The following is a 15,769-nucleotide window of genomic DNA, read 5'->3' as shown; positions in this document are numbered from 1 at the left end:
GGGCGACCGTCGCGCAGCGCGCCGCACTGACCTACCGGCAGGTCGCCACGCCCCCCGGTGCGGCGACGCTCGACGTCGAGCTCGCCGCGGGCGACGCGGGCGGCGGCTGGGTGCTCGACAGTGACCTCGCGACCGCGGACCAGACGCTCGAGCTGGCCGAGCACGTCGGCGGCGCGGCTCTCACGCGCTTCGTGCGCGGGGAGGCGCCGATCCTGCCTCGTCGGGTGGGCGTCCCGCGGGCGGCACGCGTCATGGGCTCGACGGGCGTCAGCGCCACCGAGGTGGCCGCCGCGATCACCGGCTCCCAGCCGCTCGCAGCTGCCCGCACCGGACTGGTCGCGCGGGTGCCCGCCCTCGACACCCTCCCGCCCGGTGACCTGCCCGCCGAGCTGCACCTCGGCCCCTCGTTCGAGGACCCGCTGTTCTTCGACCTCCTGGAGGCCGACCCGGACGTCATCGTGCCCGGCGTCGGCACGTTCCCGTCGAACCGGGTCCGTCTGCTCGGGGTCAACGGCGGGTTCGTCGGTGCCCTGCTCGTCGGGGCCAACCACCAGATGGCCGAGGAGCTGCTGTGGCGGGAGTACCCCGCCGACCTCGCGGCGACGTTCTTCGCCCGCTTCTTCGCCTACGCCGACCCGGCGACGGTCGACATCGCACCGCTGGCCGGCTGGGGGCGCACCACGAGCGTCACCGACAACGTGCCCGTCGCCGCCGCGACCACGGCCCTGCTCGTCCGCGGCGACCTGGTGCGCCGCTACCCCGACCTCAACGTCTTCCTCGCGCCGCAGACCGCCGACGGCGAGCCCGACGTCGAGTCAGCCGTCCAGCCGAGCTTCTTGTGCCCGCTCGACGCGGACACGGTCGTCGTGGGCTTCCCGCTGCCACCAGCCGAGGTGCTCGGCACGCCCGAGTACTTCGTCGCGTTCGAGGAACGTGTCCTCGCGCCGCGGTTCGGGCTGGACGTCCACCGCGACGGCCCGCTGACCGGCTGGGACGAGCTCACCTGGGAGGACTTCCCACCGCGGGCGACCCACGTGAGCGCCTCGTCGATCCCCGGCCTCGGGCGCCCCGAGTTCGGCGGCGTCCGGTGGGGCCGCAACTCGGCGCACCTCGCCGCGGCGGTCCACCAGCCGCCCTACCGCCGGCTGTTCCTCGCGTCCCGGCTGGTCGGGTCATGAGGACGCGGCGCCGCGCGCGCGAGGTGGACGACGGTCCGCGCGTCGGCCCGCCCGTGCCCGACGACACGTTCGACCCGCAGGTCGACCCCTCGATCCTGTTCCGAGTGCTCGACCCCGAGCTGCCGCTCGCGCTGCTGCCGGTGCGCCTGGAGGCGCGGTTCCTGCCCGATCGCGACCCCACCGAGCTCGTCGTCCGCGTGTTCTGCGACGACCTCCACGTCGACACCCACGACGCGACGCTCACCGACGCGGAGCGGGCCCTGGCGCAGGTCTACTGGACGACCGTGTGGGACGCGGCGGGCGACGCGACCGCGGCCGCGCAGGCCCAGGGCTGGCTCACCGACCAGCTCGGCGCTCACCGGGCGGCGTACGTCGCCGCGGCGACCCAACCCGCCCAGGACCCGCCCACGCGACCCGGCAAGCCCCCCGTGCTCGCCACCGTCCCCGGGCGGCAGGAGACGACGCCGGGCCTCGGTCGGCTGCTGCCCGCGCGCTGGGCCGCGTTCGTCGACGTCGGCGACGAGGTCCACGGGCCGTTCTGGGCCGAGCACGCCGTCCGGGCGGACCTCGCGGCCGCGCCCGCGCTCGTCGACCTGCCTCCCGACGCCGACGCGCGCGACTTCCTCACGGCCCAGGGCCTGGACTGGATGATCGACCTGACCGCCGCCGAGGACGCCGGCATGGTCGTCCGGATCCCCGTGAGCAGCGTCGGACCACCGGGGGATGCCGGCTACGACCGCCTCCTCGTCGTGGGGACGGCCGTCGGCACCGAGCACGACGAGACGTTCCGCGCGCTGCTCGAGGCGCACCGCAGCACCCGAGGGCTCGAGGTGATCCCGCCGGGCACCCCGACGAACACGACGGAGCAGGCGACCGGGGACGCGGTCCTGCCCACCGCCGACGAGCTGTTCGCGGCGGAGCTGGAGCGCGACCGCGCGCGGTCCCCCGCCGCGCTCGCCGACCCGGCGGACCTGTACGTCGCCGGACCCGCCGACGCGGTGGCCGTGGCGCTCGGCCTCGACGGCCACACGGCCGTGCACCGCTCCGGCCACGCCGACCATCCCCAGCCGCGGCTCGCCCGCGCGGCGAACGTCGCCCTGTGGCCGGCGACGTGGGGACGCTGGTTCAGCGACCCGATGCGGTGGGCGGACGACGGCACCCCGCTGCTGTCCCCTGACGCACTGACACGCTCGCGCACCTGGTTCGTCGACTACGTGCGCGCCGAGGGACCGCTGCCGACCCTGCTCGCCGGCCGGCACCCGTACGGGCTGCTCCCGGTGACCCGGTTCGGGGCCAGGCCCGACGCCACGACGACGGCCGACCACGTCGAGGACCTCGCGTACCGGCTCTGGGTCTCGTGGCTGGGCGCTCTCGACACCGTGCCCGTCCTCGACCCCGACGCGGCCGACGTCGCGCCCGCCGGGCAGGCCGCCGAGGACGCGTCCGACGTGGGCGCGATCGTCGGAGCCACGCCGCACGTGCGCGAGCTGCGGCTGCGGACCGTCGAGGACACGCACGACGACCTCGGCGACCTGTTCTCGGCGCGGCTCGGCCTCGCGGGTCTGCTGTGCGCGCTGGTGCCCCTGTCCGACGGGTCGGTCGTCGCCGTGGAGGACCTGGAGAGCCACGCCTTCTACTCGACGTTCCTGCGCTACGAGGCCGACGCGCGGGGCGCGCGGGGCGTGCAGGCCCAGGTCGACGCGCTCAGCGCGATGTCCGACGGGCTGGAGGACGCCCCCGGCACAGAGGCGCAACGCGCTGCGGCCCAGGCCGCCGCCGACTTCGTGAAGTCGCCGATCCCCCGCCCGGAGGGCCTGTTCACCGGAGACCTGTTCGGGATGGCGGCACGCCACAAGGGCCGGGTCGAGGACGCGACGCCGTTCCTCACGCCGCTGGCGCCCCGCGACGAGCTCGGCACCGACCACGCACCGCTCCTGTACTGCGCAGCGTTCGGCGAGGAGGGCACCGAGGAGCCCGTCGGGGTGCTCGTCGCCGACGGCGAGGACGACGCGCCCGCCGTGCTCTCGGACTGGCTGGGGGGCGTCGCCGGCAGCCTGCGGGCGTGGGTGGACGGCGGCTCCCAGCCGTCCTATGCGCACACCGTCGCGGCGCCCCTGTTCCAGCAGCTCGTCCAGTCGGCGGCGCAGACGGTGAGCCGGGGACAGGCCGACGCGACGGCCAGGGCGCTGGAGCGGCTGCGCGACCACCTCGACGACCACGGTCCCGCGGGCCTGCGCGACCTCGAACGACTGATGCGCGCCACGCTCGGGCTGGCGATGTACCGGACCGACGCGTGGCTGACGAGCATCGCGTCGCGCCGCCTCGCCGAGCAGCGCACCAAGCGGCGCACCGGGCTCCAGGTCGGCGGCTACGGGTGGCTGGTGCGCGTCCGGCAGCGCGCGGGCCGGGCGAGCCAGGGTCACATCCACGCGCCGAGCCTCGACCAGGCCACGACCGCCGCGGTGCTGCGCAGCGGGTGGGCGGCGTTCGGCACGCAGGACGCCGGCTCCCCGCTGGCCGTCGACCTGTCCTCCGCCCGCGTCCGCACCGCGAAGTCCCTGCTCGAGGGTGTCCGCAGCGGCCACGAGCTGGGACGCCTGCTCGGTGCGCGCCTCGAACGGCGCCTGCACGACAGCCACCTCGACGCCTGGGTGGACGAGGTGCGGGCGGCCGTCCTGCGCGGCGCGGGCAACGACGGGCAGCCCCCGAACCGGGTCGCCGACGGGCTGCTCGCCGCGCGGGCCTTCACGGAGGGGATCGAGCAGACGACCGCCGAGGCCGCCGTCCGGACCGAGCTCGACACGCTGCTCACCCGCGCACCCGCGGGCGTCCAGCGGGCGCTGGTCGGCTGCGCCCGCGACCTCGACGCCGTCGCCGACGTCCTGCTCTCCCAGTCCGTGCACGCCCTGCTGCGCGGCGACGAGGCGGTCGCGGCGCCCACCCTCGCCGCGACGGGGTCGGGCGACGCCGGCCTGCCCGCGATCAACCTGCCGGCCACGCGACGCGGCGGGCGGCTGGTCACCCACCACGTCATCGGGACGTTCGGGGTGCCCGTCGGCGGGAACGGATGGCCGGGCGCGGCTCACAGCGTGCTCGCCGCGGTCGAGCCGCGGCTGGAGCGGTGGGTGGGAAGCCTGCTCGGACCACCGGACCGGGTCCGGGTGCGGCTCACCTCCGGGGGCGAGCCGGTCGACCTGAGCGTGCTCGACGTGGGAGCGCTGGACCTGGTCTACGGCGTCGAGGAGCTTCGCCGCCGGGTGCTCGACGCGGTGGGCGCTCCCGAGGGCGCCGACCTCGTCGCCGGGCGTCCTGACGGCCTCGCCGACGACCTGCTCACCTTCGACGAGCTCGTCGTCCTCGCCCGTGCGGTCGCCGCGACGCTGGGCCGGCTCCGGGCGCTGGCCCCGACGGACCTGGCCGCCGAGGGCCGGTCGTGGGACACCACCGACCTGCTCGCCCGGGTCGGTGCGGCGGAGGCGCGCGTGCCGCCCGGCGACGCGCGCCACGACGCGCTGCAGCAGCACCGCGACGAGCACCCCGGGCCCACCGCGGCGCAGGCGGTGGAACAGCTGCAGATCTTGGCGGGGGTGCCGGTGCCCGTCCTGCCGCTGCTGCCCGACGGAGTCCCCGCACCGCTCGCCTCCTCGTTCGCGGCCCGGACCGGTGAGGCGGTCCGGGCGGTCGGGTGGCTCGCCCAGGTGGCCAAGGTCCGGACCGGCGTCGACACGTTCCTGAGCGCCTGCCGGCTGGCCGAGCTCACCTCCGGTCGGCTGCTGGTCTCCGGCGACCTCGCCCAGAGCCCCGACGCGGTCGGGGACGCGTGGATCGGGTGGGCCGATGTCGCCGAGCCGGGCGCGCGCGACGCGTGGTTCAGCGTGACGGGCCCACCGGGCAGCGGTCCGCTGGCCGGGTTCGTCGTCGACAGCTGGACCGAGGTCATCCCCGACCGGCTGGCGACGACGGGCGTGGCGGTGCACATCGACCGGCCGTCGGCCCAGGCACCGAACGCGGTGCTGCTCGCGGTGGCGCGGGCCGGGGAGCGCTTCGACGTCGCCGGGGTCGCCGACTGCCTGCGCCACACCCTCCTGCTCGCCCAGTCCCGCGCGATCAGCCCGGACGCGCTGCCAGGCGACGGTCAGCTCCTGCCGGCCGTCGTCCTGAGCAGCGGCACGCGCATCACCGCAACCGGAGGAGAGCCGACGTGAGCTGGCTGCGCCTCCACGGTGCGACGCGGGACCCCGAGATCGCCGAGGGGCTCGCCGCCGACACCGCCGACCCGCTGTGGGCGCTCGCCCGCCAGTGGCAGTTCGGCGAGTTCCACGGCGAGGACGCCGCGAGCCCGGTCCTGGTCACCGCGGACGTCGTGAGCAGCCCGATCACCGCGTTCGCAAGCAGCGGCGGAGACGTGGCGCGCCGGGCGGACCGTCCGCTCGAGGTGCTCGTCGAGCAGGAGCCGCCTGACGACGACCGGCTGCCGCTCGAGGTCGGCTGGCTGCTGCTGCGCGCGCTCGCCGCGGCAGGTGTGCCCGACGACGCCCGTGCACGGCTGCGGTCCCGCTCCCCCGCGACCCTGGCGCGGGACGACGGCCTCGACCCGGTCGGGCGTGCCCAGCTCGAGCTCCTCGCGCGCCGCTCGCTCGACGGGGAGGCGCTCGCCGCCGACCTGGCGTCGTCGACGGACGCGGTCGCGGCGCTCGTCGCGGACCTCGGGGTCACCGGTGACCTCCGAGCCCGGGTCGCACGGGTGGTCGAGCAGTGGCTGGACACGGTCCGCGACCTCGTCCGGCTGCCCGACGCGGCGGGGTCGTCGTCGTGGCGGTCCCGGCCGCTGGAGTACCAGTTCCAGGTCGGCGCGCCCACGGCGCAGGGCGAGCTGACCTTCGCCGCGGAGGAGTACCGCGGCGGCACGCTCGACTGGTACCACCTGCGGCGCAGCCCCGCGGCGGACCCGCTGGGAGCCCAGGGGGCGCCGCGCGAGCGTCACGTCACGGTGCTCCCGACGCCGCTGCGCTTCCTCGGCATGCCCGCGGCACGGTTCTGGGAGATCGAGGACGGCGTCGTGTCGTTCGGTGACCTCGCCGCCGGGCCCGAGGACCTCGTCCGGGCGGTCGTCGGCGGGTTCGCGGCGACCTACGGCGACGACTGGTGCGGGTTCCCCCTCGTCGTCCCGGCCGGGTCCGTCAGCCGGGTCCAGCAGGTGGTCGTCCACGACGACTTCGGTGGCCGGAACGTCATCCCGGCGACGGCCGTGATCGACGGTCCCGACCGGGTCTGGCGCTTCTTCGAGCTGGAGGGCGACGACGGTCCCGACGCGCCGGAGCGTGCCGACCGGCGGGCGCCGCTGCTGCTCGTCGCCCCCGCCCTGCCCGACGCCGAGTCCGGCCCCGCGTGGGAACGGGTCGACCTGGTCCGCGACGACGCGGCGAACCTCGTGTGGGCGGTCGAGCGGAGGGCGCCCGCGTCGTCCGGCCGGTCGGTCGACCGCGACGCCCTGGCGCGCCGCGCCGCCGAGGAGGACGCGCAGGACGGCTCCGGGCAGGACTGGACGTACGAGGCGTTCCGGCCGGTCCCCGAGAACTGGATCCCGTTCGTCCCCGTCCGTCGCGGGGCCGCGGACTCCGCGACGGCACAGGTCTACCTGCGCCGCGCGCGGATGGCCGCCACCGACCCGTCGGTCCCGCCCGGCCGCCTGGTCCCGATGGGCCGCATCCTCGACGCCCGCCGGCCCCTGCGGATCGACGAGGAGGCGATCCCCGACGCGGGCCTGCGCATCGACCGGCGGTACCAGCGGGCCCGCGGCGCCGACGGTTCCGTCCACCTCTGGATGGGCCGCCGCGTCCGCACCGGCGCCGGACCCGCTCGCAGCGGGTTCGCCACCGACCGGCTTCTGCGCCCCGAGCCGCCGTGAGCCGCGCTCACCCCGGCGCGTCGCCCTTCGCGTCCTTCTCGCGGTAGACCACCAGACGCTCGGTCAGCCCGGCGGTGAGGGCTGCCAGGAGGGCGAGCGGGATCGGGTGCTGCTGCGGCAGGGCGAGCCCGCCCAACGCCGCGAGATACACCGTCAGGGCCGCGACCGCTCCGATGAGCGGCCGCGTCACCGTCGCGGTGAACGAGCCGAGCTGCGCCGGGATACCGCTGGTCAGCGGCTGGGTGGTGAGTCGTTGGATCGCGCTGATCACCGATCCCAGCGCACCGAGGAGCAGCATCGACCCCAGGAGCCACCGCTCGAGGAGAACGGCGCTCGGCCGCTCTCCGGGAACGGGATCGAGCTCGCGGATGTCCGTCGGCGCCACGTCCAGGAGCCAGGCCAGCAGCAGGATCCCGATGACGAGCAGCCAGAGGCGCCTGTGGGACGTGATCTCGAGGCTCGCGTACTGGTTGGAGAAGTGCCCGTTGCGGATCGCCAGTGCCTCTCTGACCAGTGCGGCGTCCTGCCGGAGCGCCTTCCGCCCGGCGCGGCCGTCGTCGACCCGGCTCCGCGGATACGGTGGTCGCCGGTCGGAGGGACTGCTCGCACCCGGGTGCTTCAGGGCCGATCCGGTCCGGGGCGGCTCGGACATCTCCTCGAGGAGCGTCCGCACGGCCGTCCTGCGCCACCCGTGGAGCTTCTCGGCCTCGATCTCCGCCAGCAGGGCGACGGAGACCGCCCGGAGCTCCGAGCGCGGGAGCCGGAGCGTCTCGACCTCCCGAGCACGGTGCAGGAGTCCCCAGCCGATGTTGAGCTGGCCCGTTCTGTAGGCACGCTCAGCCTGCTTCACGTAGTGAACGATCGACTGGCCGCTCTGGTCGAAGTCCTCCTGGCTCACGCCGTCGGGCACAGCGCGCTGGACCTGCTGCTCCGCTCGTATCGCCTGGATACCTTCCCGGAGACGGGTGGCCGGCGCGCTTCTGCCCGTGAGGGCGATCCAGAAGCGGCGCGGCTTCGATTGATGCAACGAGTGCGCTGCGCCGTTCATGGGGCTCCTCTCGCGTGCGGGACGTCGGCTGCGTCGTGCCGGCTACCCGGCGGGGGTGGCCGCGTCGGACGGAGGGGGCGGTGTCGGTGCAGCGCCCCCACGACGGACGACGTTGCGACGCAACCAGGACCGGACGGCGGTGTAGGCGCCCGCGAGCGCGATGGCGATCGCCGAGATGGTTCCCCAGCTCTCGTTCCACCAGTCGCCGGCCTGGCGCACCAGCGGCGTCCGGACCTGGATCGTCGTGACGTACTCGAGGACCTTCGTGTCGTCGTCGCCGACGGTCACGTCGCCGCCGGCCTCGACCGCGGGTCGCAGCTCGAGGCGCACGTCTCCGTCGCCGGGGTCCGTCGCCTCGACCGACCACGCCCACCGGACGGAGCCCACGGGCGTGAACTGCCTGGTCCGCCACTCGCCCTCGTCGACCTCGAGGCCGTCGCCGAGCGGGGTGAGGCGTGCCGCGATCACGCAGCGGGCCTGGATGCTCGCGGAGGTGGGTGACGGACCCGGCACGACGTCGGTCGGCGGCGCAGGCTCGTCCGTGAGGTCGAGGACAGCGACGTAGGTCTCCTCCTCGCCGAGGTCGACGACGAGCACGGCGGGGAAGTCGAGCTGGCCCTCCCGCCAGTTCTCCGCCCCCTGCTCGCAGTCGGTGAGGAAGTCGTCGAACGTCGGGGGCGGGACAGGTGGGGCGGGTTCGTCGACGGTGGGATCCGGGGGTGGCGGGGCGTCCGGGGCACCGTTCGCCCCGCCCGCCGTCGGGAACGGTTCGGCCGGGGCGCCGTCGCCGGGGAACGGTTCCGACGGAGCGGGGGCTGCGGGGAGCGGTGCGGAGCACGCGGCGACCGCTCCGGCGAGGAGACAGGTCGCCAGGGCCATGTCGGCCCAGCGCGAGGCGCGCCGTCCCGGACCCTCGTTGCGAGGCATCCTCGTCACCTCCGCGCCCACGCCGATGCGAACCTCATGAGGAACGAGTCCGGTGTCGTCGGGGTGATACCCATTACCCGGCCCCGTCCTCCTCGTCCCGAGCACCGATCCGCCACCCCTGGGACCGCAGTGCGTCGATCAGGGCGCTCTCCTGCGGGACCAGCGGCTGCTCGGGCGCCTGGCCGAGCGCGGAGTCCGGCAGGTCCTGGGCCGGCTGCTCCGCTGCGTGCTCGTCGACGGGCACCGAGCCGGCGGCCTTGACGTCGACGAGCGCGCCGCCGGAGTCGACCTCGCCCTCCCCCACGCCCGTCGGCACGCCGGCCGCGGCGCGAGGCTCCTCGCCGACGCCCGGCCCGGACCCGCCGGTGACCGCCGGTTGCCGCGGCGCCGGCACCCTGGACCCGCCGGCGGGTGGCGGCTCCTGCGTCAGCAGAGTGGCGTTGGCGACGTACTCGCTGGCGACCTCCGGTGTCGGACGGTCGAGGATCCGCAGGATCAGGGACGTCATCGTCGCCGCGTTGTCGTCGAAGCTGCCGTGGGTCCTCGCGGACGTGCGGGTGTTGGCGGGGTGCTCGTTGGGCGACCACATCAGTGCGCGTCCCGGGGCGGTCAGCTCCTCGCCCACGGTCGTCCCTCCCAGGGGTGCGTCGAGGAACAGCTGCATCCCGACCAGCGGGACCTCGGCGACGGCATGCCCGGTGCCGTCCCGCGCGGTCTCGAGCGCGCGCGAGACGAGGTAGAGCAAGGACTTGTGGTAGATCGTCAGGGAGCCCTTCGCGCACACGTCGTCGAGCTCGCGACGGTCGCTCAGCCCGAAGGCGGCGAACCGCCGGACGAAGCCGGAGTCGAGGTGCGGCAGGACTCGTGCGGCGAACTCGTCGACGCGGATGGCGGCGGCCAGCAGGCTCAGGGTCTCGACGGGCAGGTCGGCCTCGACGAGTCGCGGCAGGAGACCCGCGAGGAGGATGGACCCGGCGCTGTGGCCGACGAGGTGGACCTCGAGCCGCTCGCCGTCGGGCAGCGACCGCGAGTAGGCGGCGAGCCGGTCGACGAGCAGGGCCGCCCCGGGCAGCGGTACGTCGGTGCGCGGCACCAGGGCGTTCAGGTCGTGGGGCCACTGGACGGTCCGCCCCAGGGGCTCGCCCGCCGCGAGGGCGTTCTCCTTCATCTCGTCCCACAGCCAGCGGAACCGCGAGCGCCCGAGCTTCTCGACGAAGCGGTCCAGCTGCTCGACCAGGTCGAACCCGATCCCGCCCTCGGGCTGCCGCCCCTGCACCGCGTCGCCGAGCGCGGCGAGGAAGGTCTCCCCGGGTCCGCTCTGCCAGACGAACGACACCGGGTAGACGCCGTTGTTCAGCCACCAGTTGAGCTGTCGCTGGGCGACCTCCAGCCCTGTGCGCTCGTTGACGAGGCCTCCGTGCGCGTAGAGCACCACCCGTCTCGGCGGCATCGCCCGGCCCTCCGACCGGGCGAGGTCGCGCCAGCGCTCGTGCCACTCGCCCATCCGTCCGCAGATCCGGTGCAGCTGCGTCGGCGAGCTGGTGAACCGGCCGGTGGTCGAGAGCCGGCCCTCGTTGGCCAGGTTGACGACGTGGTACCCGAGCCGGGACACGTCGAGTCCTGGGCCCTCGGCGATGCCGCCGCTGGTGACCGTGACCACCTGGCTCCGGTCGCGCTGCGCCACGATCGAGCGCACGCCCGGCCGGGCGACCCACGCGTCGTACGCGGACGCCATCCAGTCGTCGTACGGCAGGGTCGCGAAGCCGCCGTCGCCCCACTCGGTGCCCCAGCTGTTCTGGACGAGGAAGCCGATCTCGTTGTACCCGACGATGGCGAAGGCGTGCCCGCCGAGCTGCCGCGCCGACGGCGGCCGGTTGATGAGGTGCATGACGGTGCCGTCGTGCTCGGCGACGATCGGCTCGACCCAGCCCTCGTGCACCGCGCCGGAGCCGACGATGCCGTTGAGCTCGCACACCGCGGACTGCAGGTCGTCGATGCGACGGGTGTTCACCCGGTAGAACGCACCCAATGGGCGCCGCATCGCCAGCGCCGCGAGCTCGGGGTCCGTGTCGAGCTCCGGCTCGGTGTCGGGGCTCAGCGACGGCCAGTCGTCGGTGGGCAGGACGCCGTGGTGGAACCAGCCCTTCAGCGCTCCGCGCAGCGACGACCCGGAGTCGTCCTCCCCCTCCCACTCGTCGTACCGGCGGGCCATGCGGTAGAGCATGTAGGGGCTGACCGAGACCGTGTCGCCGGTCGCGGCGAGCACCGTGTTGACCATCGCCGCGACGGCATGGCCCGTGCACGAGTTGCCCTCCTGCAGCAGGACGCGGTGACGGCCCTCGGGCCGGGGATCGACCGACGCGGGCAGCGGCACCAGCCGCGGCCGGTACTCCAGGTCCCGTCCGTCGAACACGTCGGGCAACGCGTTCGCGACGAAGGTCGTGCCTTCCGGGAGCTCGACCGTCCCCGGGGGAAGTGTCTTGGCCATGGCGGCCTCCTTCGAGCCGAGCCGTTCTACGCGCCGGTCGCACGGGCGTGACCGCACGGACCGGCTCCTGTCACCAGCTGATCACCTCTGGTGGGGGTGGGGCGTCACGGGAGAACACGCGCTCGACCACGTAGTCCTCGCGTCCGTCCTCGACCGTGAAGTCGCCGATCACCGTGACGTGCATGTTCGCGCCGGACCGCGTGAGCGTCACCGTGTGGACGGCGTACCCGTGGTCCCAGGTAGCGGTCAGGGTCCCTCCGGACATGCTCGCCGGTGCGGTACCCCAGTCGCAGTTCGTCGGAGTGCAGTCGCCGTAGTAGTGCATCGTGCCCGACGTGGAGCCGGATGCGTCGACGATGACCTGCTCGTCGCCGCCGCCGTCGCTCTGGCTCCACGACCCGGTGAAGACCCCGATCGGGTAGGAGACGTAGCTGGCGGCCGCCGCGGGATCGGCGTCGATCACCAGGTCGCACGTCCGGGACGTCCCGCCGCAGTCCCCCGCCCACCCGGTGAACTGCATGTCCTCGAACTGCCTCGCCGTCAGCGTCAGCCCGGAGCCGACCGGCAGTCGCTCCTCGCAGTCGCCGGGGCAGTCGATGCCCTCGCCGGTGATGCGCCCACCGTCCGGCTCGGCCACCTGGAGGGTCGCGAAGTCGGTGAACGTCGCCGTCACGCTCAGGCCGGGCGCGACCAGGAGCTCGCACGGCCCGGTCCCCGCGCAGGCACCGCTCCATGCGACCTCGGACGACTCGGCATCGGCCTGCCCCGTGAGCGTCACGGCGCTGCCGGCCGCGAAGTCCGCGCTGCACGGGCTGGCGGCCGCGTCACAGGACAGACCGGCGGGCTCGCTCTCCACGGAGCCCCCGCCGACGACGGTCAGCGTCACGGGCACCCGCTCGGGGGCGTCCGCGAACGCTGCGCCCACCTCGAGGTCCCCGGTGACCTCGAGCACGCACCCGTTCGCCGCCATGGCCGCGGCGCACGCCCGTGACCAGCCCAGCAGCGTCGAGGACTCGCCCGGACGTGCCGTCAGCGTGACGCTCGTGCCGGTGTCGAACGTCGCCGTGCACGTGCCGGGACAGTCGATGCCGGCGGGCGAGCTCGTCACCTGTCCGTCACCGCCCACGGTCACGTCGATGGTGGCGGTCGTGGTCGGCGGCGACGTCGGCGCGGGGGTGGTCCTCGGGTCGGGGGCGCCGGTCGGGTCGGTCCGGGTACTCGGGTCGGGTGCGTCGTCGGGGGGATCGTCGGACGGGTCGTCGGGTGCGGCCTCAGGCTCGCTGGTGGGCTCGGGCGGGGCCGACGTCGGCTCCACGGGCGGGACGGGTTGCGTCGGACCGGTCGGGGGCGGACCCGCGTCCGCGGCGCTGCCGACGACCGGACCGGAGCCGGTCGGCCCGTCCGCGGGCGGAGTGAGCACCTCCGTGATCGTGCCGTCGGACGGGTCGTACTTCGAGAGCGACTCCCCTTTGACCCACGTCGCGCCGTCGAAGCGCAGGACCCCGGCCTCGTGGCCGTCGAGGTCGTTGAAGAAGACCAGCCGGTCCTCGCCGATGAGCTCCACCCGGTTGCCCGCCGGTGCCAGGTCGAAGGTGCCGGCGACCGTGTCGTCGTCGGTGTCGATCACGACGGTCTGACCGGTCGCCTCGTTCGGGACGAAGACGAATCTGCCCGACTGCGCGAGCGGCCCGAAGGCGACCTCGGTGCCGGGGGCCACGACGGAGACGACCCGCCCGCAGTCGTCCTTGCCCACGCGCGCGATGACCAGGGTGCCCGTCTCGGCGATGGCCGCGTAGACCTCGTCGCGGTCGGTCGACCCGAGCAGCTCCACCGCGTCGTCGGCACGCACCTCGAGGCACGACCGGGCGTCGACGCCGCCCCCGTCGGTCAGCGACACGAGGGACCGCTCGGACTGGCTGACCAGCACCGGCCGGCCCTGGACCAGGACGAGGCGGTCGTCAGCGTCGGCGCGGTCGCGGGCGACGTGGTGCGTGCCGTCGTACCAGGTGAGCCCTCCGCGCTCGGCGTCGACCACCCACAGCCGACCGGCGTCGTCGACGACCGCCTGCTCCGGGCCGGGCTGCGCGTCGAGCGAGACCACCTCGTGGCGCGCCAGCGTCACCGGGTCCACGACCGTGGCGGTCCTGCGCGTCGAGTCGAGGACGTACACGTGGTCGACGCCCTGCAGCACCGACAGCGACCCGTTCGCCGCCCCGAACGCGAACGGCGGCGTGACTGTCCACGTCGCGCCGTCGACCCGCGTCACGGTGCCCGCCGCGTCGTCGACGACGAAGGCCGACGCTCCCGACTGCTCGACGTCGACCGCGGCCGCCGCGTTGACGCGGACGGTCGTGGCCACCAGGTCGGCCGGCCCGTCGATGAGGGACACGATCCCCCGCTCGGGCGAGGCGACCCACGCGCTACCGCTGGACTGTGCGAGCTCGCGGACGTCGTTGCCCTGGCCGAGGGCCGCGACGAGGACGAGAGGCAGCGCGACGACCGACGCCATCGCGGCACCGGACCATGCGCGCGGGCTCCGCACCAGCCACGCCCGGACGCGGGCCGGCGCCAGTCGCGCCATGCCGACCGGTCGTGGCTCGAACCCTCTGGACACCGTTCCCCCCGTGCACGCCCGCTCCGTCGCGGCGGTGCGCATCTGCCCTGCATCACTAGACACCCGGCGCGGCTGCCGGAGGAAGGGAGTGCGGGTCATTTCGGACAAACTTCGCCCGTCGGGGCGGTGCGGCCAGCCGTCGGGCGGCAGGTTGACCGGTCACAGTTACTTGCCAGTCAGTAAGCATCGCCGTTACTGTCGCGCAAAACGGACAGGTCGCCCCGCACGTGCGCAGCGTAGTGACACGTGTCATCGGGCGGCGCCGACCCCCGGCCCCGTCCGTTCGCCGAGGTTCCAGGAGGCAACGATGCATCCCGTACGCCCACGCCCCGCCACCCGCCGAGCACAAGGCCTCGCCGCGACACTCGGAGCCGCCGCCCTGGTCGCCGCCGGGCTCGTCGCGTCGACCTCGGCCCCCGCCGCGGCCGCGATCGGCGACGTCATCTGGTCGCAGGAGTTCAACGGCTCCGCCGGCAGCGCCCCGGACTCCTCCGTGTGGAACTACGACACCGGGGCCGGCGGCTGGGGCAACGGCGAGCTGCAGAACTACACGACGTCGCGGAACAACTCCGCGCTGGACGGCCAGGGCAACCTCGTCATCACCGCGCGCCGCGAGGGCGACGGGTCCTACACGTCCGCGCGGCTGCAGAGCAACGACAAGGTCGAGGTGAAGTACGGCCGCGTCGAGGCCCGCATGCAGATCCCGCGCGGTCAGGGCATCTGGCCGGCGTTCTGGATGCTCGGCGCCGACTTCCCCCAGAACTCGTGGCCGTCGTCGGGCGAGATCGACATCATGGAGAACATCGGCAAGGAGCCGCACCGCATCTACGGCACGGTGCACGGCCCCGGCTACTCCGGCGGCAGCGGCATCTCCGGTGTGTACCAGCACCCCCAGAACTGGTCGTTCGCCGACACCTTCCACACCTACGCGGTCGACTGGAAGCCCGGCTCGATCACCTGGTCCGTCGACGGGAACGTCTTCCACCAGGTCACGACCTCACGCGTCGGCAGCAACCCCTGGGTGTTCGACAAGGCCTACTTCCTCATCCTCAACGTCGCCGTCGGCGGCCAGTGGCCCGGCTACCCCGACGGCAGCACCCAGCTCCCGCAGCAGCTGAAGGTCGACTACGTCCGCGTCTACGACAACGGGTCGGGCTCCGGCGGCGGGGGCGGCGGGGGCGGCTCGCTGCCGACCGGCACCGGCACCCTGCGCCTCGCGAACACGCTGTGCCTCGACGTGCCCTGGGCGCAGACGCACGACGGCAACCCGATCCAGGTGGTCGGCTGCAACGGCAACGCGGCCCAGCAGTGGACCCGCGGCTCCGACGGCACCGTCCGCGCGCTCGGCAAGTGCCTCGACGCCAGCGGCGGCGGGACCACCAACGGGACCGTCGTGCAGCTGTGGACGTGCAACGGCACCGGCGCGCAGAAGTGGGCGTACGACTCCGGGACGCGCGCCCTGAAGAACCCGCAGTCCGGCCGCTGCCTCGACGGCGTCGGCGGCACGCCCGTCCACGACGGGCAGCGCGTGCACCTGTGGGACTGCCACGGCGGCGCGAACCAGCAGTGGTACCTGTGACGCGCTGACGCCGAGGCTCGCGGCGCC

At 74.6% G+C, this 15,769-nt stretch carries 8 protein-coding genes; 4 read left to right on the top strand and 4 right to left on the bottom strand.

From position 1 onward, the window contains the following. The 3 genes from ACXJKF_RS16715 to ACXJKF_RS16705 all read left to right on the top strand — a co-directional run. Positions 1-1,178, top strand: a 1,178-nt coding sequence (locus ACXJKF_RS16715; RefSeq protein WP_456788842.1) for a hypothetical protein, incomplete at its 5' end; no start/stop codon positions are given. Next, complete coding sequence (locus ACXJKF_RS16710) at positions 1,175-5,383, top strand: hypothetical protein (RefSeq protein ID WP_456788841.1); 4,209 nt, start codon at positions 1,175-1,177, stop codon at positions 5,381-5,383. The genes ACXJKF_RS16715 and ACXJKF_RS16710, both read left to right, overlap by 4 nt. Then, positions 5,380-7,086 (top strand): hypothetical protein, encoded by a 1,707-nt coding sequence (locus tag ACXJKF_RS16705; protein ID WP_456788840.1) that lies wholly within the window; start codon positions 5,380-5,382, stop codon positions 7,084-7,086. The genes ACXJKF_RS16710 and ACXJKF_RS16705 overlap by 4 nt, the downstream gene beginning before the upstream one ends. A gap of 7 nt (positions 7,087-7,093) precedes the next feature. On the opposite strand, the gene ACXJKF_RS16700 is transcribed toward ACXJKF_RS16705, so the two are convergent. The 4 genes from ACXJKF_RS16700 to ACXJKF_RS16685 form a co-directional block, all read right to left on the bottom strand. Continuing rightward, complete coding sequence (locus ACXJKF_RS16700; protein ID WP_456788839.1) at positions 7,094-7,984, bottom strand: hypothetical protein; 891 nt, start codon at positions 7,982-7,984, stop codon at positions 7,094-7,096. A gap of 192 nt (positions 7,985-8,176) precedes the next feature. Then, positions 8,177-9,061 carry a hypothetical protein gene (locus tag ACXJKF_RS16695; protein WP_456788838.1) on the bottom strand — a complete coding sequence of 295 codons (885 nt, stop codon included), beginning with the start codon at positions 9,059-9,061 and terminating at the stop codon, positions 8,177-8,179. 73 nt (positions 9,062-9,134) lie between these two features. After that, the gene (locus tag ACXJKF_RS16690) at positions 9,135-11,549 is read right to left on the bottom strand and encodes a hypothetical protein (RefSeq protein WP_456788837.1); all 2,415 of its coding nucleotides are present in this window, start codon (positions 11,547-11,549) and stop codon (positions 9,135-9,137) included. A 70-nt stretch (positions 11,550-11,619) separates the two neighbouring features. Continuing rightward, the gene (locus tag ACXJKF_RS16685) at positions 11,620-14,130 is read right to left on the bottom strand and encodes a YncE family protein (RefSeq protein WP_456788836.1); all 2,511 of its coding nucleotides are present in this window, start codon (positions 14,128-14,130) and stop codon (positions 11,620-11,622) included. 340 nt (positions 14,131-14,470) lie between these two features. On the opposite strand from ACXJKF_RS16685, the gene ACXJKF_RS16680 reads away from it, so the two are divergent. Further along, entirely contained in the window at positions 14,471-15,742 is a 1,272-nt protein-coding gene (locus tag ACXJKF_RS16680) for a family 16 glycosylhydrolase (RefSeq protein WP_456788835.1), read from the top strand. Positions 15,743-15,769: the final 27 nt, after the last annotated feature.

It is taken from the genome of Cellulomonas sp. P5_C5 (genome assembly GCF_054049655.1).
The sequence above is the reverse complement of the archived record's forward strand: the minus strand, read 5'-3'. Positions and strand labels throughout refer to the sequence as shown.

What these genes read in the sequence shown, in the direction of transcription:
- ACXJKF_RS16695 (WP_456788838.1), bottom strand. Translation starts at nt 9,061, where the DNA reads ATGCCTCGCAACGAGGGTCCGGGACGGCGCGCCTCGCGCTGGGCCGAC.
- ACXJKF_RS16690 (WP_456788837.1), bottom strand. Translation starts at nt 11,549, where the DNA reads ATGGCCAAGACACTTCCCCCGGGGACGGTCGAGCTCCCGGAAGGCACG.
- ACXJKF_RS16680 (WP_456788835.1), top strand. Translation starts at nt 14,471, where the DNA reads ATGCATCCCGTACGCCCACGCCCCGCCACCCGCCGAGCACAAGGCCTC.
- ACXJKF_RS16685 (WP_456788836.1), bottom strand. Translation starts at nt 14,130, where the DNA reads ATGGCGCGACTGGCGCCGGCCCGCGTCCGGGCGTGGCTGGTGCGGAGC.
- ACXJKF_RS16710 (WP_456788841.1), top strand. Translation starts at nt 1,175, where the DNA reads ATGAGGACGCGGCGCCGCGCGCGCGAGGTGGACGACGGTCCGCGCGTC.